The following is a 19621-nucleotide window of genomic DNA, read 5'->3' on the forward strand; positions in this document are numbered from 1 at the left end:
GCGTGACGATGTCAAAACCCGGGTCGGGTTGGTCGAGGGTGCCCAAGAAGGCCTGCAGCGCCTGCTGGTCGCCGGAGACCTCCAGGCCCGGTGAGGTGAAATCGCCTGCGGCGACCGCCAGCAGCCGGGCCTTGGTTTCCAACGCCACTGTCGCGTTCGCCGTCGCGGCCTCGGCGGAAACCTTGCGGTGTACCAGCACGCCGTTGCGCAGCGTCAGCCGATAGGTGGCGCCCAAGTCGGCGAAAGAAACATCGAAGGCGAGATCGAGCGCCCACGCGCGGGGCCCGTTGACGCTGGCGGCCAGCACGTCGAAAATCTGCTCCGGGGAAAGCTGTGCCAGCACGGATGGCGAACCGACCTGGCCGACCGTGCCGAAGTTGCCGCCCCGCAGCTCGAGCGCGCCGCACAGAAAGAAGTTGCGCCAGGTCGCGTTCTCGGCGCCGTAGGCCAGCTGCTCGAGAGTGTCGGCGTAGAGGTTCCGGGCGCCGGCATGGGTGCTGTCAGCGAATACAGCATGGTCGAGCAGTGTTGCCGCCCAACGGAAATCACCGGAGTCGAAAGCCTGCCGGGCGAGTTCTACCACCCGGTCGATCCCACCCATCGCGTCGACGTAGCGGGTGGCCAGGGCCTCGGGAGGATGCGGCCAAAGCCGGCCTGGGTTGCCGTCGAACCAGCCCATGTAGCGCTGGTATATGGCCTTCACGTTGTGGCTGACCGACCCGTAGTAGCCATGGGTGTGCCATGCCCTTTCCAGCGCAGGCGGCAATTCGAGCGTCTCTGCGATCTCGGCGCCGGTGTGGCCCCGGTTGAGCAGCCGCAGTGTCTGATCGTGCAGGTAGGCGTACAAGTCGCGCTGCAGCGACAGAAACTCCAGAATCCGATCGCGCCCCCAGGTCGGCCAATGGTGAGAAGCAAATACCACGTCGGTACGCTCGGCGAAGGTGTCGATCGCCTCGGTGAGATATCCCGCCCAGGCACGCGGATCACGTACCAGCGCGCCGCGCAAAGTCAGCAGGTTGTGCAGATTGTGGGTGGCGTTCTCGGCCATGCACAAGGCGCCGAATCCTGGAAAGTAGAAGTGCATCTCGGCGGGAGCTTCGGTGCCCGGGGCCATCTGGAATTCGATCTGCACGCCGTCGATGACACGCGACTCACCGGTGGACTGGATGTCTACGGTCGGGAGTATCAGAGCAACCTCTCCGGTGGACGGCGCTTGCCCGAGTCCACAACCCACATGGCCCTGCGGCCCGCGGGCCAACGGTGTGCCGTACATGTAGGTGGCTCGCCGCAGCATCGCCGTTCCGGCGTAAACGTTTTCCTGCACCGCGTGCTCGGTGAACCCGGCCGGGGCCAGCACCGCCACCCTTCCGTCATCCACCTCCGCCTGTGAGGTGACGCCTAACACGCCGCCGAAATGGTCTACGTGACTGTGGGTATAGATCACCGCGACCACGGGTCGCTCACCACGGTGCGTGCGGTACAACGTCAAAGCTGCCGCTGCCACTTCGGTGCACACCAGCGGGTCGATGACGATGACGCCGGTGTCACCCTCGACGAAGCTGATATTGGAGATGTCAAGGCCGCGGACTTGATAGATGCCCGGGACCACTTCGTAGAGGCCCTGTTTGGTGGTCAGCGTGGACTGCCGCCACAAGCTGGGGTGCACCGATGCCGGCGCGTCGCCGGTGAGAAACGAGTAAGCGTCGTTGTCCCAGACCACGCGGCCGTCGGCCGCCCTGATGACGCAGGGCGTCAACGCCGCAATGAATCCCCGATCGGCGTCGGTGAAATCTCTTGTGTCATCGATAGGAAGAGCGGAGGCCGGAAGCTGTTGTCCCACCGTCATGAGATTGCCATCGACCCGTCCTGACCGCAGCATTACGACACATTTCGGGAAATTGCAGGATTGGTTTTCACAGTGAGAATTGTCAAAATGCGTATAAGAATCGTTATTTTGCCAATTTCGTTCTCCCGGTCGGCGCACCCGGCATACTGCCAGGACGGTCGGCTAACGGTGGCCGCCACAACTACCAAGGAGAACAGGTGAATCGGTCAGTGACAATCGCTGCAGCAGCGTCGGCGATCGTGATCGTAGGTCTCTCAGGCTGTTCGAGTAACAAGTCGACGACGAGCGGTACCGAATCGTCGCAGGGATCCAGCACATCGGCGCAGAGCTCAGCCGGTGCGTCGAATGCGAAAGTCACCATTGATGGCAAGGACCAAAACGTTCAAGGCACCACGGTGTGCAGCACTGCGGGCGGCCACGTCAACATTGCCATCGGCGGGCAAACGTCCGGTATCGCCGCGGTTCTCACTGATGCCAACCCGCCCGAGGTGAAGTCGGTCGGTCTGGGCAATGTCAACGGCGTGACCCTCGGTTACATGCCGGGCGCCGGGCAGGGCAACGCCAGCGCCACCAAGGACGGCAACAGCTACAAGATCACCGGGACGGCAACCGGGGTCGACATGGCCAACCCGATGCAGTCGGTCAACAAACCCTTCGAGATCGATGTGACCTGTTCGTAAGTTTCCGACACGAAATTATTTTCCGGCAAGGTCGTAGACCGTGCTGTCGCCGATCTTCCGCGGGGCGTAATGCGTCTTCACCCAGGCCGTGATCTGCGCTGCGGCGCTAGCAGCGTCACGGTGGTGACGCGGGCCGCCGGGGCCAGGCGCGTTGTTGCCCTCGATGAAGTACCGGACCTGGTGGGCGACAACATATTGCTGGAACTGGGTGAGCGTAGGCGAGTTGTCTGCGCCGCTGAAACCGCCGATCGCCATGACCGACTTGCCGGTGCTCAATTCCAGGCTGCCGACACTGTGCGAGCCGATGGTTGCAGCGGCCCACCGGTTGTCGGTTGCGGTCAGCATCGCTTTCAGCGCGGTGTTGTCGGAAGGCGGGCGGTGGCCATGACCGCGCCCGGGCGGTCCGAATTCACGGTCAGGCCGCGGCGGCCCCGAGATCGGGACTCCGCCACCGTGATTCGCGAGGACGGTTTCGATGGTGTAGGCGGCGGTGCCCGCCAGGCCGAACAGCAGCCCGAACGCCGCTACCGCCGCAGCGTAGCGTCCAAGTTGGCGGCCACCGATCACCAGCACCGATGCCACCACCACCGACCCGACCAGCACCACCCACCGCAGCCAGGGCAGCCACTCCGGAGTGCGGTCGAGCAGGACGAAATTCCATCCGCCCGTGACTGCGGCCATCGCAGCCAACGTGGCCCGGACCGTCGTAGACCGCCTGCGTTGCCACAGTTCTCGTGCAGCGATGCTCACCACCGCGGCGACCGCGGGTGCCAGCGCCACCGTGTAATAGGGATGCATGATGCCGCGCATGACGCTGAACACGCCGCCGGTGACCAGCAGCCACCCGCCCCAGAGCACCAGGCCGGCTCGGGTGCGGTCGGTTCGTGGTGCGGTTCGGATCAACCACAGGGCGGCAGCCAACCCGATGAGCGCCGCGGGCAGCAGCCAGGAAATCTCGGTCCCCATCGAAGGCCCGAACATCCGGGTAGCTCCGGCGGCACCGCCGAACATCGGTGACCCACCAGGGCCGCCGCCGCCCGGCCCGCCACCGTGGCCACCTACGGGGTTGCCGTCGCCGCCGAATACCCGGCCCATCCCGTTGTAACCGAGGGCCAACTGCAGCAGGCTGTTGTCGGTGGAACCGCCGATGTAGGGCCGAGACCCCTTGGGCCATAGGCTAACCAGGGCGAGGAACCAGCCACTCGCGGCGATCATGCTGGCCACCCCGATTACCAGAGTGCGCAGCCGGGTCCAGAGGCTGCCCGGTACCGCTACCAAGACCACCAACGCCAACGCCGGGGCCACCAGCAACGCCTGCAGCAGCTTGGTCAAGAACGCGAAACCGAGCGCGACACCGGCCAGCGCGACCCACCGATTCGGTGATGCATCGAGGGCGCGGACGGCGCAATACCCGGTGACTACCAGGAGCAGGACCAGCAGGGCATCGGGGTTATTGAACCGAAACATCAACGCCGCCACCGGGGTCAGTGCCAGCGCCGTACCGGCGAGCAGACCGGCGCCCGCACCGCTGGTTCGGCGCACCGCGCCGTACAGCAGGGCCACCGAAGCGACTCCCATCAATGCCTGCGGTGCCAGCATCGACCAGCTGTTGAAGCCGAACAACCGGCCAGATAATCCCATTACCCACATCGCAGCCGGGGGCTTGTCGACGGTGATGGCGTTGCCGGGATCCAGGGAGCCGAACAACAGCGCCTTCCAGCTTTGCGTGCCGGCCTGCACGGCGGCGGCGTAGAACTCGTTGGCGTACCCGGCGGCGCCCAGGCCCCACAGATACAGAACGGCCGTTGCGGCCAGCAGCGTCCATAGCGCCGGCCGCACCCATCGCGACTGGCGACCCGGACTCATCGGCGCCGATGTCAGCGCTGGTGCTGCGTCTGTCACAAGTGTCATTGCCCGACCTCCCCGGTGTGGGCAGCGCGGCGTCGCGGGCGAAACACCCAGTCGCGCAGGAGTACGAACCGCAGCACGGTGGCCGCCAGGTTGGCGAGCACCAATACGGCGAGCTCGAACACCCGATGCGGGTCGGTCAAGCCGTGCAAGATTGCCAGCGAACCGCTGGTCAGCAGCAGGCCGACGCCGAACACCACCAGTCCCTGGGCTTGGTGCCTGGCCGCCCCGGTGCGACCCCGCACCCCGAACGTGAACCGACGGTTCGCGGCGGTGTTGCCCACCGCCGTTACCAACAGCGCGATCAGGTTGGCGGGCTGGGGGCCCAAATGGCGCAGCAGTACGAACAACACCAGGTAGGCCAGCGTGCTGCAGAGCCCGACGGTGGCGAAGTGCACGCTTTGGCTCAACAGCGAACGTGGCGCACCCGCTCGACTGCCGAATTGCGCGCCGATCGCCTGAACCGGGATCCGCCCGGCGGCAAAGCCTTTGAGTAGCCGGGCGATGCCCTTGAGGTCGGCCAGTGCGGTGGAGATGATGTCGACGCGGCTGTCGGGATCGTCGACCCAGTCCACCGGCACCTCGTGGATACGCAGTCCGCTGCGTTCGGCCAGCACCAGCAACTCGGTATCGAAGAACCAACCGGTATCGGCCACATACGGCAACAGTTGCCGCGCGACGTCTGACCGGATCGCCTTGAACCCGCACTGGGCATCACTGAATCGCGCCGCCAGCGTCGACCGCAGAATCAAGTTGTAGCAACGAGAGATCATCTCGCGCTTTGCCCCCCGCACCACCCGTGAACCCCGTCCGAGCCGAGTCCCGATGGCCAGGTCGGAATGCCCGGAAATCAGTGGCGCCACCAACGGTGCCAGCGCGGCCAGGTCGGTCGACAAATCGACGTCCATGTATGCCAACACTGGAGCATCGGATTCCGACCACACCGCATGCAGGGCGCGACCGCGGCCTTTCTGTTCCAGCCGAACCGACCGAACTTCGGTGATCTGGTCAGCTAACGACTCCGCGATAACCGGAGTGGCATCCGTACTGGCGTTGTCGGCGATGGTGATCCGGAACGTGAAGGGCAACTCCTCGGACAGATAACGATGCAGACGACGGACCGAATCAGCAAGGGCGGCTTCTTCGTTGTACACCGGAACCACGACGTCAAGCACCGGAGCGCCGCGTTGGGCTGCGATCAGTGCGGCGTTGGCCCGCACGGCGAATTCGGGACCGGGCATGCCGGGGGTCACTGCGATCGTCATTCCTCGATCCTGGGGGTCGGGTGTGGGGGTTGAGTGGGCGATTGTTATGCGCCCGCTGTGGATCCGTGGGACAGGTCGTATACCGCTACCCCGTCGATGGTCCGCGCCGGGTAGTTCGCCGCCACCCATTGCGCGATGCGGTTGGCGTCGTCGCCGCCGGTCGGCGTTGCATGCCGGTGCCGCATCATGGCGCCGCCGACGAAGTAATGGATGCGGCCTCGTGCGACGTAATCCCGGAACTGGGCCGGCGTCGGGGACGGATCGGTGCCGTTGTACCCGCCGACAGCCATCACCGGTGTGCCAGTGGCCAATTGGTAACCAGCCGCGTTGTTCGACCCGACCGTGGCGGCCGCCCAGGTGTAGCGCCCGGCGTCGGTGCGCAGCAACGCTGTCAAGGCGGCAGAGGGTTTTGGTGAGGCGAGCAGGCCGACCGGACCACCGCAGGCCGGCGGGGGCGGACCGCCATGGTGCCAGCGATGTGTGCGGGGGCCGGCGGACGGAACGGCACCGTCGTGCGGCGTAGCCACCGTCGCCAGCGAGTATGCGGTCGGACCGGCCAGCGACACCACCACCGCAACCGCCGCCAGTACGCGCGCCGCGGGAGCCGTGAGCCTACTGGCGGCGAGCATCAGCAGGCCGACGGTTAGACCACTGCCCAAAATCGTGAACCGCAGCCACGGCAACCATGATGAAACCCGTTCCAGCAGAACATAATCCCACACCGTCGTACTGATCACCATGGCTGCGAGCGTGCACGCGGCGCCGAGGTCGTCTCGATGCCGCCACAATAAAGCGGATCCGATGCCGATACCGGCGGCAACCGCCGGCGCCAACGCCACCGTGTAATAGGAGTGCACGATCCCATTGGCGTAGCTGACCACCGCACCGGTCACCACCAGCCAACCGCCCCACAACAACAGGGCGGCGCGAACGGTATCGGTGCGTGGGGCATGGCGGGTGATCCATAACCCGGCGGCGATCGCGATCACCGCTGCGGGCAACAGCCAGCTGATCTGTCCTCCCATCGAGGGGCCGAACAGGCGGCCGGCGCCGACATCGAAGTTGGTGTTTCCCAGCCCTCCAACCTCGTCGCCGGTCAGCCGGCCGAGCCCGTTGTAGCCCAGCGTGAGTTCGAGGATCGAGTTGTGTTGTGAACCACCGATATACGGTCGCGATGATGCCGGCCACACCTCAACCAGCAGTAGGTACCACCCAGCCGAGACCAGCAGCGCCAGCGTCGCACCCAGCAGCCGTCGCAGCCGGGTGCGCGGCGACGCGGCCGCCGCGAGCAGATACACCAAGGCGAACACCGGTAGCACCAGCAAGGCCTGCAGCATCTTGGTCAAGAACCCAAACCCGACCGCAATACCCGCCAACGGCAACCACCACGCGCCGGCACCGTCGTCCAGCGAGCGCAGCACACAGTAGGCCGCTATCACTAACAGCAGCACCAGCAACGCGTCAGGATTGTTGTAGCGGAACATCAGCGCTGCCACCGGTGTCAGCGCCAGCACGGTCCCGGCGAGTAGCCCGCCCGGCACGCCAGCGGTGCGGCGCACCGCGGCATACAGCACTCCGACCGCGGCCACCCCTTCCAGCGCCTGTGGTACCAGCAGGCTCCACGAGTTGAGGCCGAACAACCGCACCGAGGCGCCGATCACCCACAGTGCAGCCGGTGTCTTGTCCACCGTGATCGAGTTGGCGGCGTCAGTAGACCCGAATAGAAACGCAGTCGGATTCTGCGCACCGGCTTGCGCGGCGGCGGTGTAGAAGGCGTTGGCCCATCCGCTCGCCGACAGGTTCCACAGGTACAGCAGGGCCGTAGTGGTCAGCAGGACGATCACCGCACCGGAGACGCGCGGGAATCCGCCCACGCGCGCCGGCGATTGCCGGGCCGCAGTGAGGGTCACGCCCCGATCGCCACGGCCCTCCATGAGCCGACGATGGGTGGCACCTATGCGTCAGCTGTGAAGGGAAGGCGCACGATGAATTCGGTGTGACCGGGGGCGCTCTGCACCGCGATCGTGCCGCGGTGGGCCCGGATCACCGCCGAGACGATCGCCAGGCCGAGGCCGGTGCTACCGCCCGTCCGGGAACGCGAGGTGTCGCCGCGAGCGAACCGCTCGAACACCTCGGACTGCAGCTGCTCGGGGATGCCCGGGCCGTTGTCGATGACCTTGAGCACAGCGTGTGTGGGGTCGGCGGCCAATTGGGTCGTCACCACGGTGCCCGGTCCGGTGTGCACGCGCGCGTTGGTGAGCAGGTTGCCCAGGACCTGCTGCAGCCGCGCGGCATCGCCGCCCACGATCACCGGCTCGGCGGGCAGGTCGAGCTTCCACTGATGATCCGGGCTGGCGACGTGCGCATCGCTGACCGCGTCGACCGCCAGCCGGGACAGATCCACCCGCTCGCGCTCCAGCGGCCGGCCGGAGTCCAACCGGGCCAACAGCAGCAAGTCCTCCACCAAGCGCGTCATCCGCTCGGTCTCGGATTCGACCCGGCTCAACGCGTGCGCCACCGCATCGCTGTCACCGTCGTTTGGCCGCATGCGTTGCGCCAGTTCGGCATAGCCACGGATCGCCGCCAGCGGAGTGCGCAACTCGTGGCTTGCGTCGGCGACGAACTGCCGCACTCGGGTTTCGCTGGCCTGCCGCGTCGAGAGTGCGGTGGCTATATGGTCGAGCATCCGGTTCACCGCCAACCCGAGCCGTCCGACCTCGGTGTAGGGGTTGGCGTCTGGTTCAGGAACCCGCACCGGGAGCGCCACTTCACCGCGGTCCAGCGGAAGGCCGACCACTTGCCCGGCGGTTTGTGCGACCCGGGTCAACGGCGCCAGGGCACGACGGATGATCATCACGCCGGCGGTGGTTGCGGCGGCCACCGCAACGACCGTCACGACCCCGAATATCAGCAGCACCCGGATCAGGGTGTTGTCGACGTTAGCCAAGGGCAAGCCGGTGATGATGACATTGCCGCCACGCCGTGCGTGCGTGGCGACCACTCGGTAGCGCCCCAGGCCGTCGAGATCACGAGTTACCGGACCGCGGCCCGCGGCGACCTCGCGTAGCTGCGCCTTGGCATCGTCGGTCAACATTCCCCGCTCGCCCTGACCGGTGAGATAGCCGGCGTCAACCGTGGTGCCGTTGTCGAGCACTGCCGCAACGATGCCGACGGGCTGACCCGGCGCGTCGAGGAACAGCGGGCCCGGGCCGGGCCGGTGGATCGGGCGACGACGGTCGTGCCGCCACGGCAGCGGTGGTGGCGGCGGTGCGCCGTAGATGTCCGCCGAGCGGTGCGCGACTTTGCGTAGTTCTTGGTCGACCTGCCCCACCAGGTACTGATGCAGGGCGAGCTCGGTAACCGCCCCGATCCCCACGCACGCGATCGCCAGCACGATGACTTGGCCGACCAGCAGCCGAACCCGAAGCGACCAGGTTCGCCGAGCGCTAGCCGGCCGGCTTGAGGACATAGCCCGCGCCACGCAGCGTATGGATCATGGGCTCGCGCCCGTTGTCGACCTTCTTGCGCAGGTAGGAGATGTAGAGCTCGACGATGTTGGACCGGCCGCCGAAGTCGTAGCTCCATACCCGGTCCAGGATCTGTGCCTTGCTCAACACCCGCTTGGAGTTGCGCATCATGAACCGCAGCAGCTCGAACTCGGTGGACGTCAACGAGATCGGATCTCCGGCGCGGGTCACCTCGTGGCTGTCTTCGTCGAGAACCAGGTCGCCGACGACGAGTTGCGCACCGCTGTCGACCGTCGTCACCCCGGTGCGACGCAACAGCGCCCGCAGTCGCAGCACCACTTCTTCCAGGCTGAACGGTTTGGTGACGTAATCGTCGCCGCCGGCGGTGAGCCCGGCGATGCGATCCTCCACCGCATCCTTGGCGGTGAGCAGCAGCACCGGTAGTTGGGGGGTGTGTTCGCGTAGTTTGCGTAATACGTCGAGCCCGCTCATGTCCGGCAGCATGATGTCCAGGACGACGACGTCTGGGCGCTGGGCACGGGCCGCGGCCAGGGCCGACGAGCCATCACCGGCAGTGGCGATGTTCCAGCCTTCGTAGCGCAGCGCCATCGACACCATTTCAGCCAGCACGGCCTCGTCGTCGACCACCAGCACATTGATCGGGTTACCGTCGGCCCGGCGCATCACCACACGCTCGGCCGATGCCGGGGATTGGCTCACAGTTCCCAAGTATGCGCGCCCGGATGAGCCGCTACTGTGGCACTCCTATGCGCGGGCTGTGAGCCCCGGTCGACCGGGCTAATACCAGTATCGGCGGCCGCCGACCGGGCGGCCGACGCTGCCCAGGACCCAGAAGATTGCGCCGATGACGAGCAAGATGATCCCAAGCACCCATAACAAGTGGATGCCGAACACGAATCCGAGGATCAACAGGATGATTCCGAGGACGATCATGACATCTCCATTTCAACGAGGTGTTCGATGTCAATTGCGGGCATCGAACTGGGCTGCGGCAACTGACAGTCCGCCACTTTCGGGTTGACGCCGGCGTAGTTGAGCGGTCCGGCAATTACGGTGAGCGCGATCGTCCCCGCCGAGGCGCAACTCGTGTCACCGCCTTTGAAGTAGTCCCGCTGCCAAGCAGCAATGACTCCGATGATTAGCCATACCAGCACAATCGTGCCGATAGCTCCGCTATACCGCACTGCGACCTCCATTGTGTCCACACAATGCACTGTTGGACCCGTGTTTACCCTGCCGGCTCGGCTTCAAAACCTGGCCGCAGTTGGCCGTAGCGAGACAATCCTCGGTTGAGGAGAAAACACGTGGCCTGTATCCCTAACGGCCCCTTCCAATCCGGGTGTGGACCGCGCGCGGTGGCTGACAGCGTGGGTACCGTCGTCAGCTGTAGCCGAGCAGCTCAGCCATCTTCGGGATGACCGCCTGCAGCGCCTTGAATGGCCGCATCATGACCTTGACCGAGACGATCTTTTCGTCGTCATTCCAATGCACCATGTCGATGCCGTTGACGTAGACCCCGTCGATATTCGCGGCGAATTCCAATATTGCCGAGCGGTCGTTGTGCCATTGCTCGACATAGTGAAAGTCGCTGTTTGCGAACAATTTTCCTGCCGCTGTCAGGTACGCAACGGCTTTCGTGCGGCCTTCCTGCGGAGTGAAAACGGCCGGCGAATAAAAGACGGCGTCGTCGGCCAGCAATTCGCCGATTTCGTCGACCCGGCCGGCCTCGACGATTTCGACCCAACGCTGCATCACGGGTGGCGTCATAGCGCGATCCTTGCAGACGGTAGCTTCAGCAGCGTGGAGAACCTGGAAGCGGTCGCGGACTGGATGTCGCAGCATGGCCTGGGCGAAGGGCCGCTGGAAGATATTTCCGAGCTCAGCGGCGGAACGCAGAACATCATGCTGCGGTTCACCCGGGCCGGACGGTCTTACGTGCTGCGGCGCGGGCCCCAACACCTGCGCCCGCGCAGCAATACCGTGATTCTGCGGGAAACCCGGGTATTGGCGGCGCTGGCCGGTTCCGACGTACCGCACCCGGGTCTGATTGCCACCTGCGATGACGCGGGCGTGCTCGGCGACGCTGTCTTCTATCTGATGGAGCCCGTCGACGGATTCAATGCCGGCGAAGAGCTGCCGCCGCTGCATGCCGGCGATCCCAGCGTGCGGTTCGGGATGGGGCTGTCGATGGCTGATGCGCTGGCCAGGCTGGGCGCCGTCGACCATGTCGCTGTCGGTCTGGCCGATTTCGGCAAGCCGGAGGGCTTCTTGGAACGCCAAGTGCCGCGGTGGCTTTCAGAGCTGGAGTCCTACAGCGAATTCGAGAACTATCCCGGACCCGACATTCCCGGCGTCGACGACGTCGCGAAATGGCTCGACGAACACCGGCCGTCGCACTGGAAACCGGGCATCCTGCATGGTGACTACCACGCCGCCAACGTGATGTTTTCCCGAACCGGCCCGGAAGTCTTCGCGATCGTGGACTGGGAGATGTGCACGATCGGCGACCCGCTGCTGGACTTGGGCTGGCTGCTTGCCACGTGGCGGCAGACCGACGGATCCAGCGTGTTCGCCCACACGCTCACCGAGGTCGGGGGTTTGGCCAGCGCCGAGGACCTGATCGAGCGCTACGCGCGCAACACCACCCGCGACCTGTCGCAGATCACCTGGTACACCGTGCTGGCCTGCTTCAAGCTCGGCATCGTGATCGAGGGCACGCTGGCACGCGCCTGTGCCGGCAAGGCGCCGCGGGAGGTCGGCGACCAACTCCACGCGGCCACGGTGAAACTGTTCGAGCAGGCGCTGATGCTGATGGACGAGCAACATTGATCGACTTCGACATACCCGCCGACTTGGCGGCCCAGCGCGACGAGATCCGGGCATTCGTCAGCGAGCAGGTGGTGCCGTACGAGACAGATCCGCGGCTGACCCGCCACGGACCTGACGACGATCTGCGGGCCGAGTTGGTGGAGCTGGCCCGAAAGGCGGGGCTCCTGACCTTCCAGGCGCCCAAGTGTTTCGGCGGTCGGGAGCCGTCACACCGCGAGCAGGCGGTGCTGTTCGAAGCGGCCGGTTGGTCGACGCTGGGTCCGGTGGCGCTCAACTGTGCCGCCCCCGACGAGGGCAACATGTACCTGCTCGGCAAGGTCGCCACCCAACACCAGGCAGAACAGTTCCTGGTACCGGTCATCGACGGACGGCAGCGGTCGGTGTTCGCGATGACCGAGCCGGACGGCGCCGGTTCCGATCCCGACCAACTGGCGACCACAGCCGAGTTCGACGGCGACCACTACGTGATCAACGGACTCAAGTGGCTGATCACCGGGGCGCACGGCGCACGCACCTGGATCATCATGGCGCGGGTTGCGCCGAACCCGCACGGACCGGACGGCCCGACGCTGTTCCTGTGCGACGGCGCAACGCCGGGCATCGAGCTCGAACGGGTGATGTCGACGATGGACCGCAACTACGTCGAGGGCCACGGCGTGGTGCGCTTCACCGGCTTGCGGCTACCGGCATCGGCGGTGCTCGGGGAGGTGGGCCAAGCGCTGCGCTACGCGCAACTGCGACTGGCCCCGGCCCGGTTGACGCATTGCATGCGATGGCTGGGCGCCGCGACGCGCGCACAGTCGATCGCAGTGCAGCACGCCCGCACCCGCACCGCTTTCGGCAAGCCACTCGGCGAGCACCAAGGCGTGGGCTTCATGATCGCCGACAACGAGATCGCCTTGCAGCAATGCCGGCTGGCGATCTGGTGGGCCTGCTGGACCCTGGACAACGGCAGCAAGGGCCGACACGAAAGCTCGATGGTGAAGGCCTACGTATCCGAGGAATTGTTCAAGGTCGCCGACCGCTGCGTACAGATCCTCGGCGGCATCGGCATCTCGGATGAGACACCGGTCGGGATGATCTTTTCCGACATGCGGGCCTTCCGGCTCTACGACGGCCCGACCGAGGTGCACAAGTACGCGATCGCCCGCCGGGTGCTGCGCACACCGTGACCGGGCGCGCCGACTAGTCCGCCGTCAGCTGCACCGCCGTCAACGCGTCATCCAACGTCGGGTACATCGAGAAGACCTTGTCCAGACCGGTCAACTGAATCGGCCTATTCGTGGCCGCATTGTTCGCCACCAACGCCACTTGAGCCGATTTGCTGACCTTCTCCTGAGTGGCCACCAGAATCCGGAGCCCCGCCGACGCCATGAATTGCACGGCGGACAGTTCGATGACGAGTACCGTCGGATCCTCGGCAAGCGCGCCTGCGATCGCCGCCTCGAATGCGGCCGCGGTACTCAAATCGATTTCACCGCCGACGCTGACCACCGTGACCCCATTACGGTGCCCAATGGATGTGGTGATCGGAACTGGAGCAGACAACGGCCATCCTTATTGTGTGGCGTGGTATCGCTCGTGGCGGGGACGGTGCCGACCCATGACCCGCCGTCGCAATCTGCTTGAAATAGTACTTCACCGGCTGCCCCGCGGAGACTAAGTTACTCTTGCCCCAACGTGTGCGGGCTGCCGTTGGGTATCGCCGAGAGCGGGAGGTTCGATGTCGGATCCGTCGCTAGGTTTTGTAGGGACTAACGCCGTCACGCAGACGGTGGGCGTCTCCAGCGAGGGTTTGCTGCCGCAACTGGTTCAGCATCTGCGGCAGAACCGCAGCACCCTGCGTGAGGAATGGGCCCGGCGCATCACCGAGGCGGAGTTGCTGACCGCAATGACGCCGGAGGAGATCTTCTCCGAAGCCACCGCTGTCTACGACAACTACGTCGAAGTGCTCGAGACCGGAAGCGTCGAAGCGCTGCAGGACTACGCGCGAGACTTGTCCGAACGGATCATTCCGCGTGGGGTGGAAACGCACGAGGTCGTCGGCATCGTGCTGCTGCTGCGCGACGTGCTCGCCCGCTCGTTGTTCGAGAAGTACCAGACCGACTTCGACCTGCTCAACCGGGTACTCGACGCCTATGAGCCGGCCGCCAACCGGATCGCCAACACCGTCGCGGTGAGCTTCGTCCAGGAGCGCGAGCGCATCATCCGCCAACAGCAGGAGGCCATCCGCGAGCTGTCCACGCCGGTACTGCAAGTGCGTGAACAGCTGCTGATCCTGCCCATCATCGGCATCCTTGACAGCCAGCGCGCCCGGCAGGTCACCGAGCAACTGCTGCGCGCGATTCGGGCCAACCGGGCCAAGGTCGTCGTCATCGACGTCACCGGTGTCCCCACCATCGACTCCACGGTGGCCAACCACTTGGTGCAGACAGTCGACGCGTCCGGACTGATGGGCGCCAGCGTGATCATCACCGGCCTGTCGTCGGAGATCGCGCTGACCCTAGTGACCATCGGGCTCGACCTTTCCAAGATGAACGCCGTCGGTGACCTGCAGGGCGGCATCGAAGAAGCCGAACGACTGCTGGGCTACGAAGTCTCCCGTACCGGCGAGCAGAGCGGGTGAGCACAGCGATAAGGAGCAATTGAGAGCGCCTATGCCGGTACCCATCCTGAAACAGGGCGCGATCCTCATCGCTTCGGTGCAGGCCGCCCTGACCGACTCCGACACCGAACGGCTCCGCGAAGACCTGATGGAACGCGTGAGCCGGTTTCGCGCGCAGGGAATCATCGTCGACGTCACCGCCATTGACGTGATGGACTCGTTCGCCGCCCGGTCGCTGCGCACCATCGCGCACATGACCCGGCTGCGCGGTGCGGACACCGTGATCGTGGGCCTGCAGCCCGAGGTGGCATTCGCCATGGTCCAGCTTGGGCTGGTGTTCGACGACATGTACACCGCCCTGGACCTGGAAGAAGGTCTCGCACTGCTGAATCGGCAACTGGGCCTGCGCAAACCGATCGGACCCGACGGTGCTGGATGACGTGCTAGTCGGCATCGATAATCCAGACGACATCGTCTCCGCGCGTCAGGCCGGACATCATCTGGCCCGCGAGCTCGGTTTCTCCCTGACCGACGTGACCATGATCGCCACGGCGATCTCCGAAATCGCACGCAACATCACCAGCTACGCCGGTCGCGGCGCGGTACGAGTCATGGTGGCCGACCGGGAGGAACGAAAGGCGTTGGTAGTGCGCGCCGAAGACCAGGGCCCCGGCATCGCCAACATCGAAAGGGCGCTCGAGGACGGGTATTCGACGGGCCGTGGTCTGGGCATGGGCCTGCCCGGCGCGCGCCGCCTGATGGACCGGCTGATCGTGGACTCCACCCCCGGCGAGGGGACGACCATCGAGATGTGGAAGTGGATTCCGCCCAATGGCTGAACACGGCTGGCTCGGACCGTTCGAATGGGCGGCCAAAGCTCGACCCCGACCGGGCGAGCAGGTTTGCGGCGACCGTCCGATCGCAGTTCCCGTCAACGGAACCGGGGCGTTGGTCGGCGTGGTGGACGGGCTCGGTCACGGCACCGAAGCGGCAAGAGCGGCGCTGTGCGGGGTCGAAGTCCTGCGGGAAGCCTGCGCCGAGCCGCTCGATGTCCTGGTCCGGCGCTGCCACCACGCAATGGCCGACACCAGGGGCGCGGCAATGACATTGGCGCAGATCGACTTTCCGTCCAACACGCTCCGCTGGATCGGCATTGGCAACGTCAGCGCCAACCTCGTGGCCAAAAAGCCGGGCGGTGTCCACGTGCGGTCGTCGGCGCGGCTCGTCGGCGGCATCGTCGGATACCGACTCCCCGAAGTCCTCAGACCGCAGGATGCCACAATCCGTCCCGGTGATCTGCTCGTCATCGCCAGCGACGGCATCGCCGACGACCATCTCGACGACATCGATTTCGCCGCACCTGCTTTCGTGATCGCCGAACAGATCATGAGTCGGCACAGCAAGGATAACGACGATGCGTTGGTGCTGACCGCGCGACACCGAGGCGCATCGGGATGACGCGCGCCGACGACGATGATGCCGGCGTAGCCGGGATCGAGGAGTGGCGCCGATGACGAACGCCTACGACTTCCACGTCGCGTATGCCGCCGCGCTGCGGTCTTACCTGGAGGCGCGCACCGAAGCGAGCCTTGCCGTCGCTGAGGAGCTCGGACGTCGTGCCCTGCAAGAGCGCATCAGCATGCTCGAGATCATCGAGAACCACTTCCGGCTGGTCAACGACGAACTCTCGAAGGAATCGGCCGTTGACAGATCGGCGGCTCTGGAATTCTTGCTGCAAACCTTCGCGCCGCTGGACGTCGCGACGCGCGGGTTCCTTGATGGCACAAGACGTTACGAGGAGCAGCGAGCCCGCGCCCAAGATCTCGCCGATCGCGACGAGTTCCGCAATGCACTGGTCAATTCGCTGCAGGAGGGATTCTTCGTCGCCGACGACACTGGCGCCGTCATCGAAATCAACGAGGCATTCAGCAGGATCACCGGGTACCCCTCCTACGACGCGCCGTATCGGTGGCCGCACCCCTGGCTGGTCGACAAAAAGGCGGCGCGGGTCCAGCAGTCCCGGTTGGGCACCGAAAGCCAAGTGCAGTACGAGACTCCGATCCGCCATCGCGACGGCCGACTGGCATGGGTCGCGGTAAACATCAGTACGGTCGCGACACAAGGCGTCGACGGGCCGGTGTATGTCGGAACGATTCGCGACATCACCGCGGAGCGCGCCTTTGCCGCGCGGGAAAGCGCGGTCTTGCGCCTGGCCACCGCCGTAGGCGTGGCGAAAAGCGTGGCTGAGGTGCTGTCGATCACCCTCGACGAGTGCCGAACCGCGATCGACGTCACGCGCGTAGTGGCCGTCACCTGGCCCACCAACGGGGGCGACCCGATCGTCCAGGTGGCAGGGGAGCAGGCCGCACCATCCTGGCACGACCTCGATCCGTCGCTGCAGGAGACTTTTCAACAGTCCCGCCACCAGTTGCCGCTCACCGTGCAGCCGATCGAGTCGGCAGACATTCCCGGGAAGTCACGCGGGATCGTCGCGGTGCTCTCCGGAAGTGGCGACGTGGCAATGTGGTTGGAGCTCCGCGAACCTCGCCGGGTCAGTGCCGAGGATCGGCTGCTGGTCACGGTACTGGTCGGACACCTCAGCCTGGCAGTCCAGCATGTCCGCCAGTTCGAGAGCGCCCGCGAGACATCGCTGACACTTCAGCGAGTCATGCTGCCCACCATGGATCCACCGCGGGGCTTCGCGGTGCGCTACGAACCCGCCGTGCTGCCACTGGAGATCGGCGGCGACTGGTATGAGGTGTTGCCGGTCGGCGAAAAACGAATCGGCATCATCGTCGGCGACTGTGTCGGGCGTGGCCTGCCCGCCGCCGCGGTGATGGGGCAGCTACGCAGCTCAGCACGGGCTCTGTTGCTGACCAACACCGAACCAGCCATGGTGCTCGAACAACTCGACTCCGCCGCCGAGTTCATCCCGGACGCCTTCTGCACCACCGTGTTTGTCGGCATCCTCGATACCGAATCGGGCGAGTTGCGTTACAGCAGCGCCGGGCACCTGCCAGCCCTGCTGGTGGCACCACAGTCCGAGCCGACATTGCTGTCAGATGCCCAATCGGTACCGATCGCCGTGCACAGCAACAGTTCTCGCCGTCAAGCATCGGCCGTGCTGAGCCCCGGATCCACATTGATGTTGTACACCGACGGTTTGGTGGAGCGACGGGATGCGTCGATCGACGACGGTATCGCACGCGTGGCAGACGTCGTGGTCGACGGAATGAATCTGACGGTCGACGCCGTAGCTGATGCCGCGCTGGCCGCGATGGCGCCGCCGGGAGGATACGACGACGACGTGGCGATTCTGGTTTATCGACACCCGTATGCCTCGTTGAGCATCGAAACTGAGGCGCTTGCAGATGAATTGGCCGATATCCGGCATCGGCTCACGGCGTGGATGCGCGACTCTGCTGTTTCAGAGGAGTTGATCGCCGACGTCGTCTTGGCGGTCAACGAGGCCTGCGCGAACAGCATCGAGCACGGGTATCGGGGACACCGCCCGGGCAAGGTCCGGGTGGACGCTGGATCTGACGGAGCGGAGCTGCAGATCCGCATCACCGATTCCGGCTCGTGGAAACCTGCGGCGTCCGACCCGGGCAACCGTGGACGGGGGCTGCTGCTGATCCGTTCGGTGAGCGACTGGCTGGAGTTGGACTGCACACCGTCGGGGACGACGGTCGAGATGACCTTCCGATTGCCCGCCGAGCAGCGCGCCCATGCCGCCTCGGAGGGGAGCTGACCGGTGCCGTACGAGTTCGTCGACCCACTTGTCGATGACGCGACGGCACGACTGGTCGAGGTGTTCAAAGACATTCACCGCCATCCCGAATTGGGTTTCACGGAAACACGCACCGCGGGAATCGTCGCGCAAACATTGACCGCGCTGGGTTTCGCCGTGCACGCCGGGATCGGCGGAACCGGTGTCGCGGCAATCCTGCGCAACGGAGCGGGCCCCACCGTGATGTATCGCGCCGACATGGATGCGCTGGCGGTCGAGGAAGCCACCGGCTTGGACTATGCAAGCACCGGGGCGGCCGCGCACGTGTGCGGTCACGACGCCCATGTGACCTGGATGCTGGGGATGGCAGACGTGCTGGCGCAGACCACCAGCTCATGGTCGGGCACCGCGGTGCTGATCGGCCAACCGGCCGAAGAGTTGATCGCCGGCGCGCAGGCCATGGTCGACGACGGCTTGTATGACGTCGTGCCCAAGCCGGACTTCCTGGTCGGCATGCACACCGCGCCCGGCCCACTCGGCATGGTCGTCGCCTCCAGTGGCACCAAGATGGCCGGCACCGACCAGCTCGACATCCTGTTCAAGGGTGTCGGCGGTCACGGGTCGATGCCGCAGCTGACCAAAGATCCGGTGCTGATGGCCGCCCTGGCCGTCGTCGAATTCCAGACGATCGTCAGCCGAACGATCGCACCGCAGGACACCGCCGTGCTGACCGTGGGTTCGGTGCAAGCCGGCTCGGCCTACAACGTCATCCCGGACCAGGCGCTGGTGAAGGCGAACCTGCGCTGGTTCAGCCCGCACGTCCGCGAGCAACTGCTGGGCGGGGTGAGGGCGGTCAGCGACGGCGTCGCTCGCACCTACGGGATGTCGGAGGACCAGCTGCCGGTGATCACGATGAAGGGCGGGTCCACCCCGCTGGTCAACGACGACCGCCTCTGCGAGCGGTTGGCCACGGCGCTTGGCGGGGTGATCGGTTCGCAGAACGTCGTGACGGATTTCCCGCCGCTGGCGGGTTCGGAGGACTGCCATCTGCTCAAAGGTCCGCACACCGACGTTCCGTTGAGTTACCTGCTGGTCGGTGTCGCCGACCCGCAGGTCTACGCCGAGGCTGCTGCGGCCGGCAAGTTGGTGCCCTATTCGCCGCACAGCCCGGACTATGTCGTCGACCTCGCGGCCATCCCGTTCGGGGCGAAGGTCGCCAGCCGCCTGATGCTGGAGTTGCTCGGTACTTGAGCGCCGGGACTAGGGGCAT

19 protein-coding genes are annotated in these 19621 nt (G+C 65.6%); 9 read left to right on the plus strand and 10 right to left on the minus strand.

Annotated features, from left to right (window positions below; genetic code table 11):
* Positions 1 to 1846, minus strand: a 1846-nt coding sequence (locus AC5Y49_RS23355; RefSeq protein ID WP_499891779.1) for an alkyl/aryl-sulfatase, incomplete at its 3' end; no start/stop codon positions are given.
* Positions 1847 to 2043: 197 nt separating this feature from the next.
* On the opposite strand from AC5Y49_RS23355, the gene AC5Y49_RS23360 reads away from it, so the two are divergent.
* On the plus strand, positions 2044 to 2526 hold the full coding sequence (locus tag AC5Y49_RS23360; RefSeq protein ID WP_499891766.1) for a lipoprotein LpqH: 483 nt from the start codon (positions 2044 to 2046) through the stop codon (positions 2524 to 2526).
* 15 nt (positions 2527 to 2541) lie between these two features.
* Here AC5Y49_RS23360 and AC5Y49_RS23365 read toward each other — a convergent pair whose 3' ends face one another.
* The 8 genes from AC5Y49_RS23365 to AC5Y49_RS23400 form a co-directional block, all read right to left on the minus strand.
* The gene (locus AC5Y49_RS23365) at positions 2542 to 4437 is read right to left on the minus strand and encodes an ArnT family glycosyltransferase (protein WP_499891767.1); all 1896 of its coding nucleotides are present in this window, start codon (positions 4435 to 4437) and stop codon (positions 2542 to 2544) included.
* A complete protein-coding gene (locus AC5Y49_RS23370; RefSeq protein ID WP_499891780.1) occupies positions 4434 to 5675 on the minus strand; it encodes a bifunctional glycosyltransferase family 2/GtrA family protein in 1242 nt (413 codons plus the stop codon). The genes AC5Y49_RS23365 and AC5Y49_RS23370 overlap by 4 nt, the downstream gene beginning before the upstream one ends.
* A 68-nt stretch (positions 5676 to 5743) precedes the next feature.
* Positions 5744 to 7633: a mannosyltransferase YkcB-related protein gene (locus tag AC5Y49_RS23375; protein ID WP_499891768.1), complete on the minus strand. Its 1890-nt coding sequence runs from the start codon at positions 7631 to 7633 to the stop codon at positions 5744 to 5746.
* Between the two features lie 20 nt (positions 7634 to 7653).
* Positions 7654 to 9168, minus strand: coding sequence for a sensor histidine kinase (locus tag AC5Y49_RS23380; RefSeq protein WP_499891769.1), 1515 nt, complete (start codon positions 9166 to 9168; stop codon positions 7654 to 7656).
* A complete protein-coding gene (locus tag AC5Y49_RS23385) occupies positions 9146 to 9850 on the minus strand; it encodes a response regulator transcription factor (protein ID WP_499891781.1) in 705 nt (234 codons plus the stop codon). The genes AC5Y49_RS23380 and AC5Y49_RS23385 overlap by 23 nt, the downstream gene beginning before the upstream one ends.
* Before the next feature lie 114 nt (positions 9851 to 9964).
* The gene (locus AC5Y49_RS23390) at positions 9965 to 10120 is read right to left on the minus strand and encodes a DUF6131 family protein (RefSeq protein WP_499891770.1); all 156 of its coding nucleotides are present in this window, start codon (positions 10118 to 10120) and stop codon (positions 9965 to 9967) included.
* Positions 10117 to 10383 carry a hypothetical protein gene (locus tag AC5Y49_RS23395; RefSeq protein ID WP_499891782.1) on the minus strand — a complete coding sequence of 89 codons (267 nt, stop codon included), beginning with the start codon at positions 10381 to 10383 and terminating at the stop codon, positions 10117 to 10119. Before AC5Y49_RS23395 ends, AC5Y49_RS23390 begins: the two co-directional genes overlap by 4 nt.
* 184 nt (positions 10384 to 10567) lie before the next feature.
* On the minus strand, positions 10568 to 10954 hold the full coding sequence (locus tag AC5Y49_RS23400) for a nuclear transport factor 2 family protein (RefSeq protein WP_499891771.1): 387 nt from the start codon (positions 10952 to 10954) through the stop codon (positions 10568 to 10570).
* Positions 10955 to 11017: 63 nt separating this feature from the next.
* Between AC5Y49_RS23400 and AC5Y49_RS23405 the strand changes: the two genes are divergently transcribed.
* On the plus strand, positions 11018 to 12016 hold the full coding sequence (locus tag AC5Y49_RS23405) for a phosphotransferase family protein (protein WP_499891783.1): 999 nt from the start codon (positions 11018 to 11020) through the stop codon (positions 12014 to 12016).
* Positions 12013 to 13188: an acyl-CoA dehydrogenase family protein gene (locus AC5Y49_RS23410; RefSeq protein ID WP_499891772.1), complete on the plus strand. Its 1176-nt coding sequence runs from the start codon at positions 12013 to 12015 to the stop codon at positions 13186 to 13188. The genes AC5Y49_RS23405 and AC5Y49_RS23410 overlap by 4 nt, the downstream gene beginning before the upstream one ends.
* A 13-nt stretch (positions 13189 to 13201) precedes the next feature.
* Here the strand turns inward: AC5Y49_RS23410 and AC5Y49_RS23415 are convergent, their stop codons facing one another.
* Positions 13202 to 13564, minus strand: coding sequence for an STAS domain-containing protein (locus AC5Y49_RS23415; protein ID WP_499891773.1), 363 nt, complete (start codon positions 13562 to 13564; stop codon positions 13202 to 13204).
* 175 nt (positions 13565 to 13739) lie between these two features.
* Here AC5Y49_RS23415 and AC5Y49_RS23420 point away from each other — a divergent pair, with 175 nt between their 5' ends.
* The 6 genes from AC5Y49_RS23420 to AC5Y49_RS23445 are packed head-to-tail and all read left to right on the plus strand — an operon-like array spanning position 13740 to position 19602.
* Positions 13740 to 14642: an STAS domain-containing protein gene (locus tag AC5Y49_RS23420; RefSeq protein ID WP_499891774.1), complete on the plus strand. Its 903-nt coding sequence runs from the start codon at positions 13740 to 13742 to the stop codon at positions 14640 to 14642.
* A 31-nt stretch (positions 14643 to 14673) separates the two neighbouring features.
* Positions 14674 to 15060 (plus strand): STAS domain-containing protein, encoded by a 387-nt coding sequence (locus tag AC5Y49_RS23425; RefSeq protein WP_065015748.1) that lies wholly within the window; start codon positions 14674 to 14676, stop codon positions 15058 to 15060.
* Complete coding sequence (locus tag AC5Y49_RS23430; protein WP_499891775.1) at positions 15050 to 15460, plus strand: anti-sigma regulatory factor; 411 nt, start codon at positions 15050 to 15052, stop codon at positions 15458 to 15460. The genes AC5Y49_RS23425 and AC5Y49_RS23430 overlap by 11 nt, the downstream gene beginning before the upstream one ends.
* Positions 15453 to 16079: a SpoIIE family protein phosphatase gene (locus AC5Y49_RS23435; RefSeq protein WP_499891776.1), complete on the plus strand. Its 627-nt coding sequence runs from the start codon at positions 15453 to 15455 to the stop codon at positions 16077 to 16079. The genes AC5Y49_RS23430 and AC5Y49_RS23435 overlap by 8 nt, the downstream gene beginning before the upstream one ends.
* A 52-nt stretch (positions 16080 to 16131) precedes the next feature.
* On the plus strand, positions 16132 to 18372 hold the full coding sequence (locus AC5Y49_RS23440; protein WP_499891777.1) for a SpoIIE family protein phosphatase: 2241 nt from the start codon (positions 16132 to 16134) through the stop codon (positions 18370 to 18372).
* 3 nt (positions 18373 to 18375) lie between these two features.
* Positions 18376 to 19602, plus strand: coding sequence for an amidohydrolase (locus AC5Y49_RS23445; protein WP_499891778.1), 1227 nt, complete (start codon positions 18376 to 18378; stop codon positions 19600 to 19602).
* Positions 19603 to 19621 lie beyond the last annotated feature (19 nt).

It is taken from the genome of Mycobacterium sp. NGS62 (assembly GCF_059812285.1).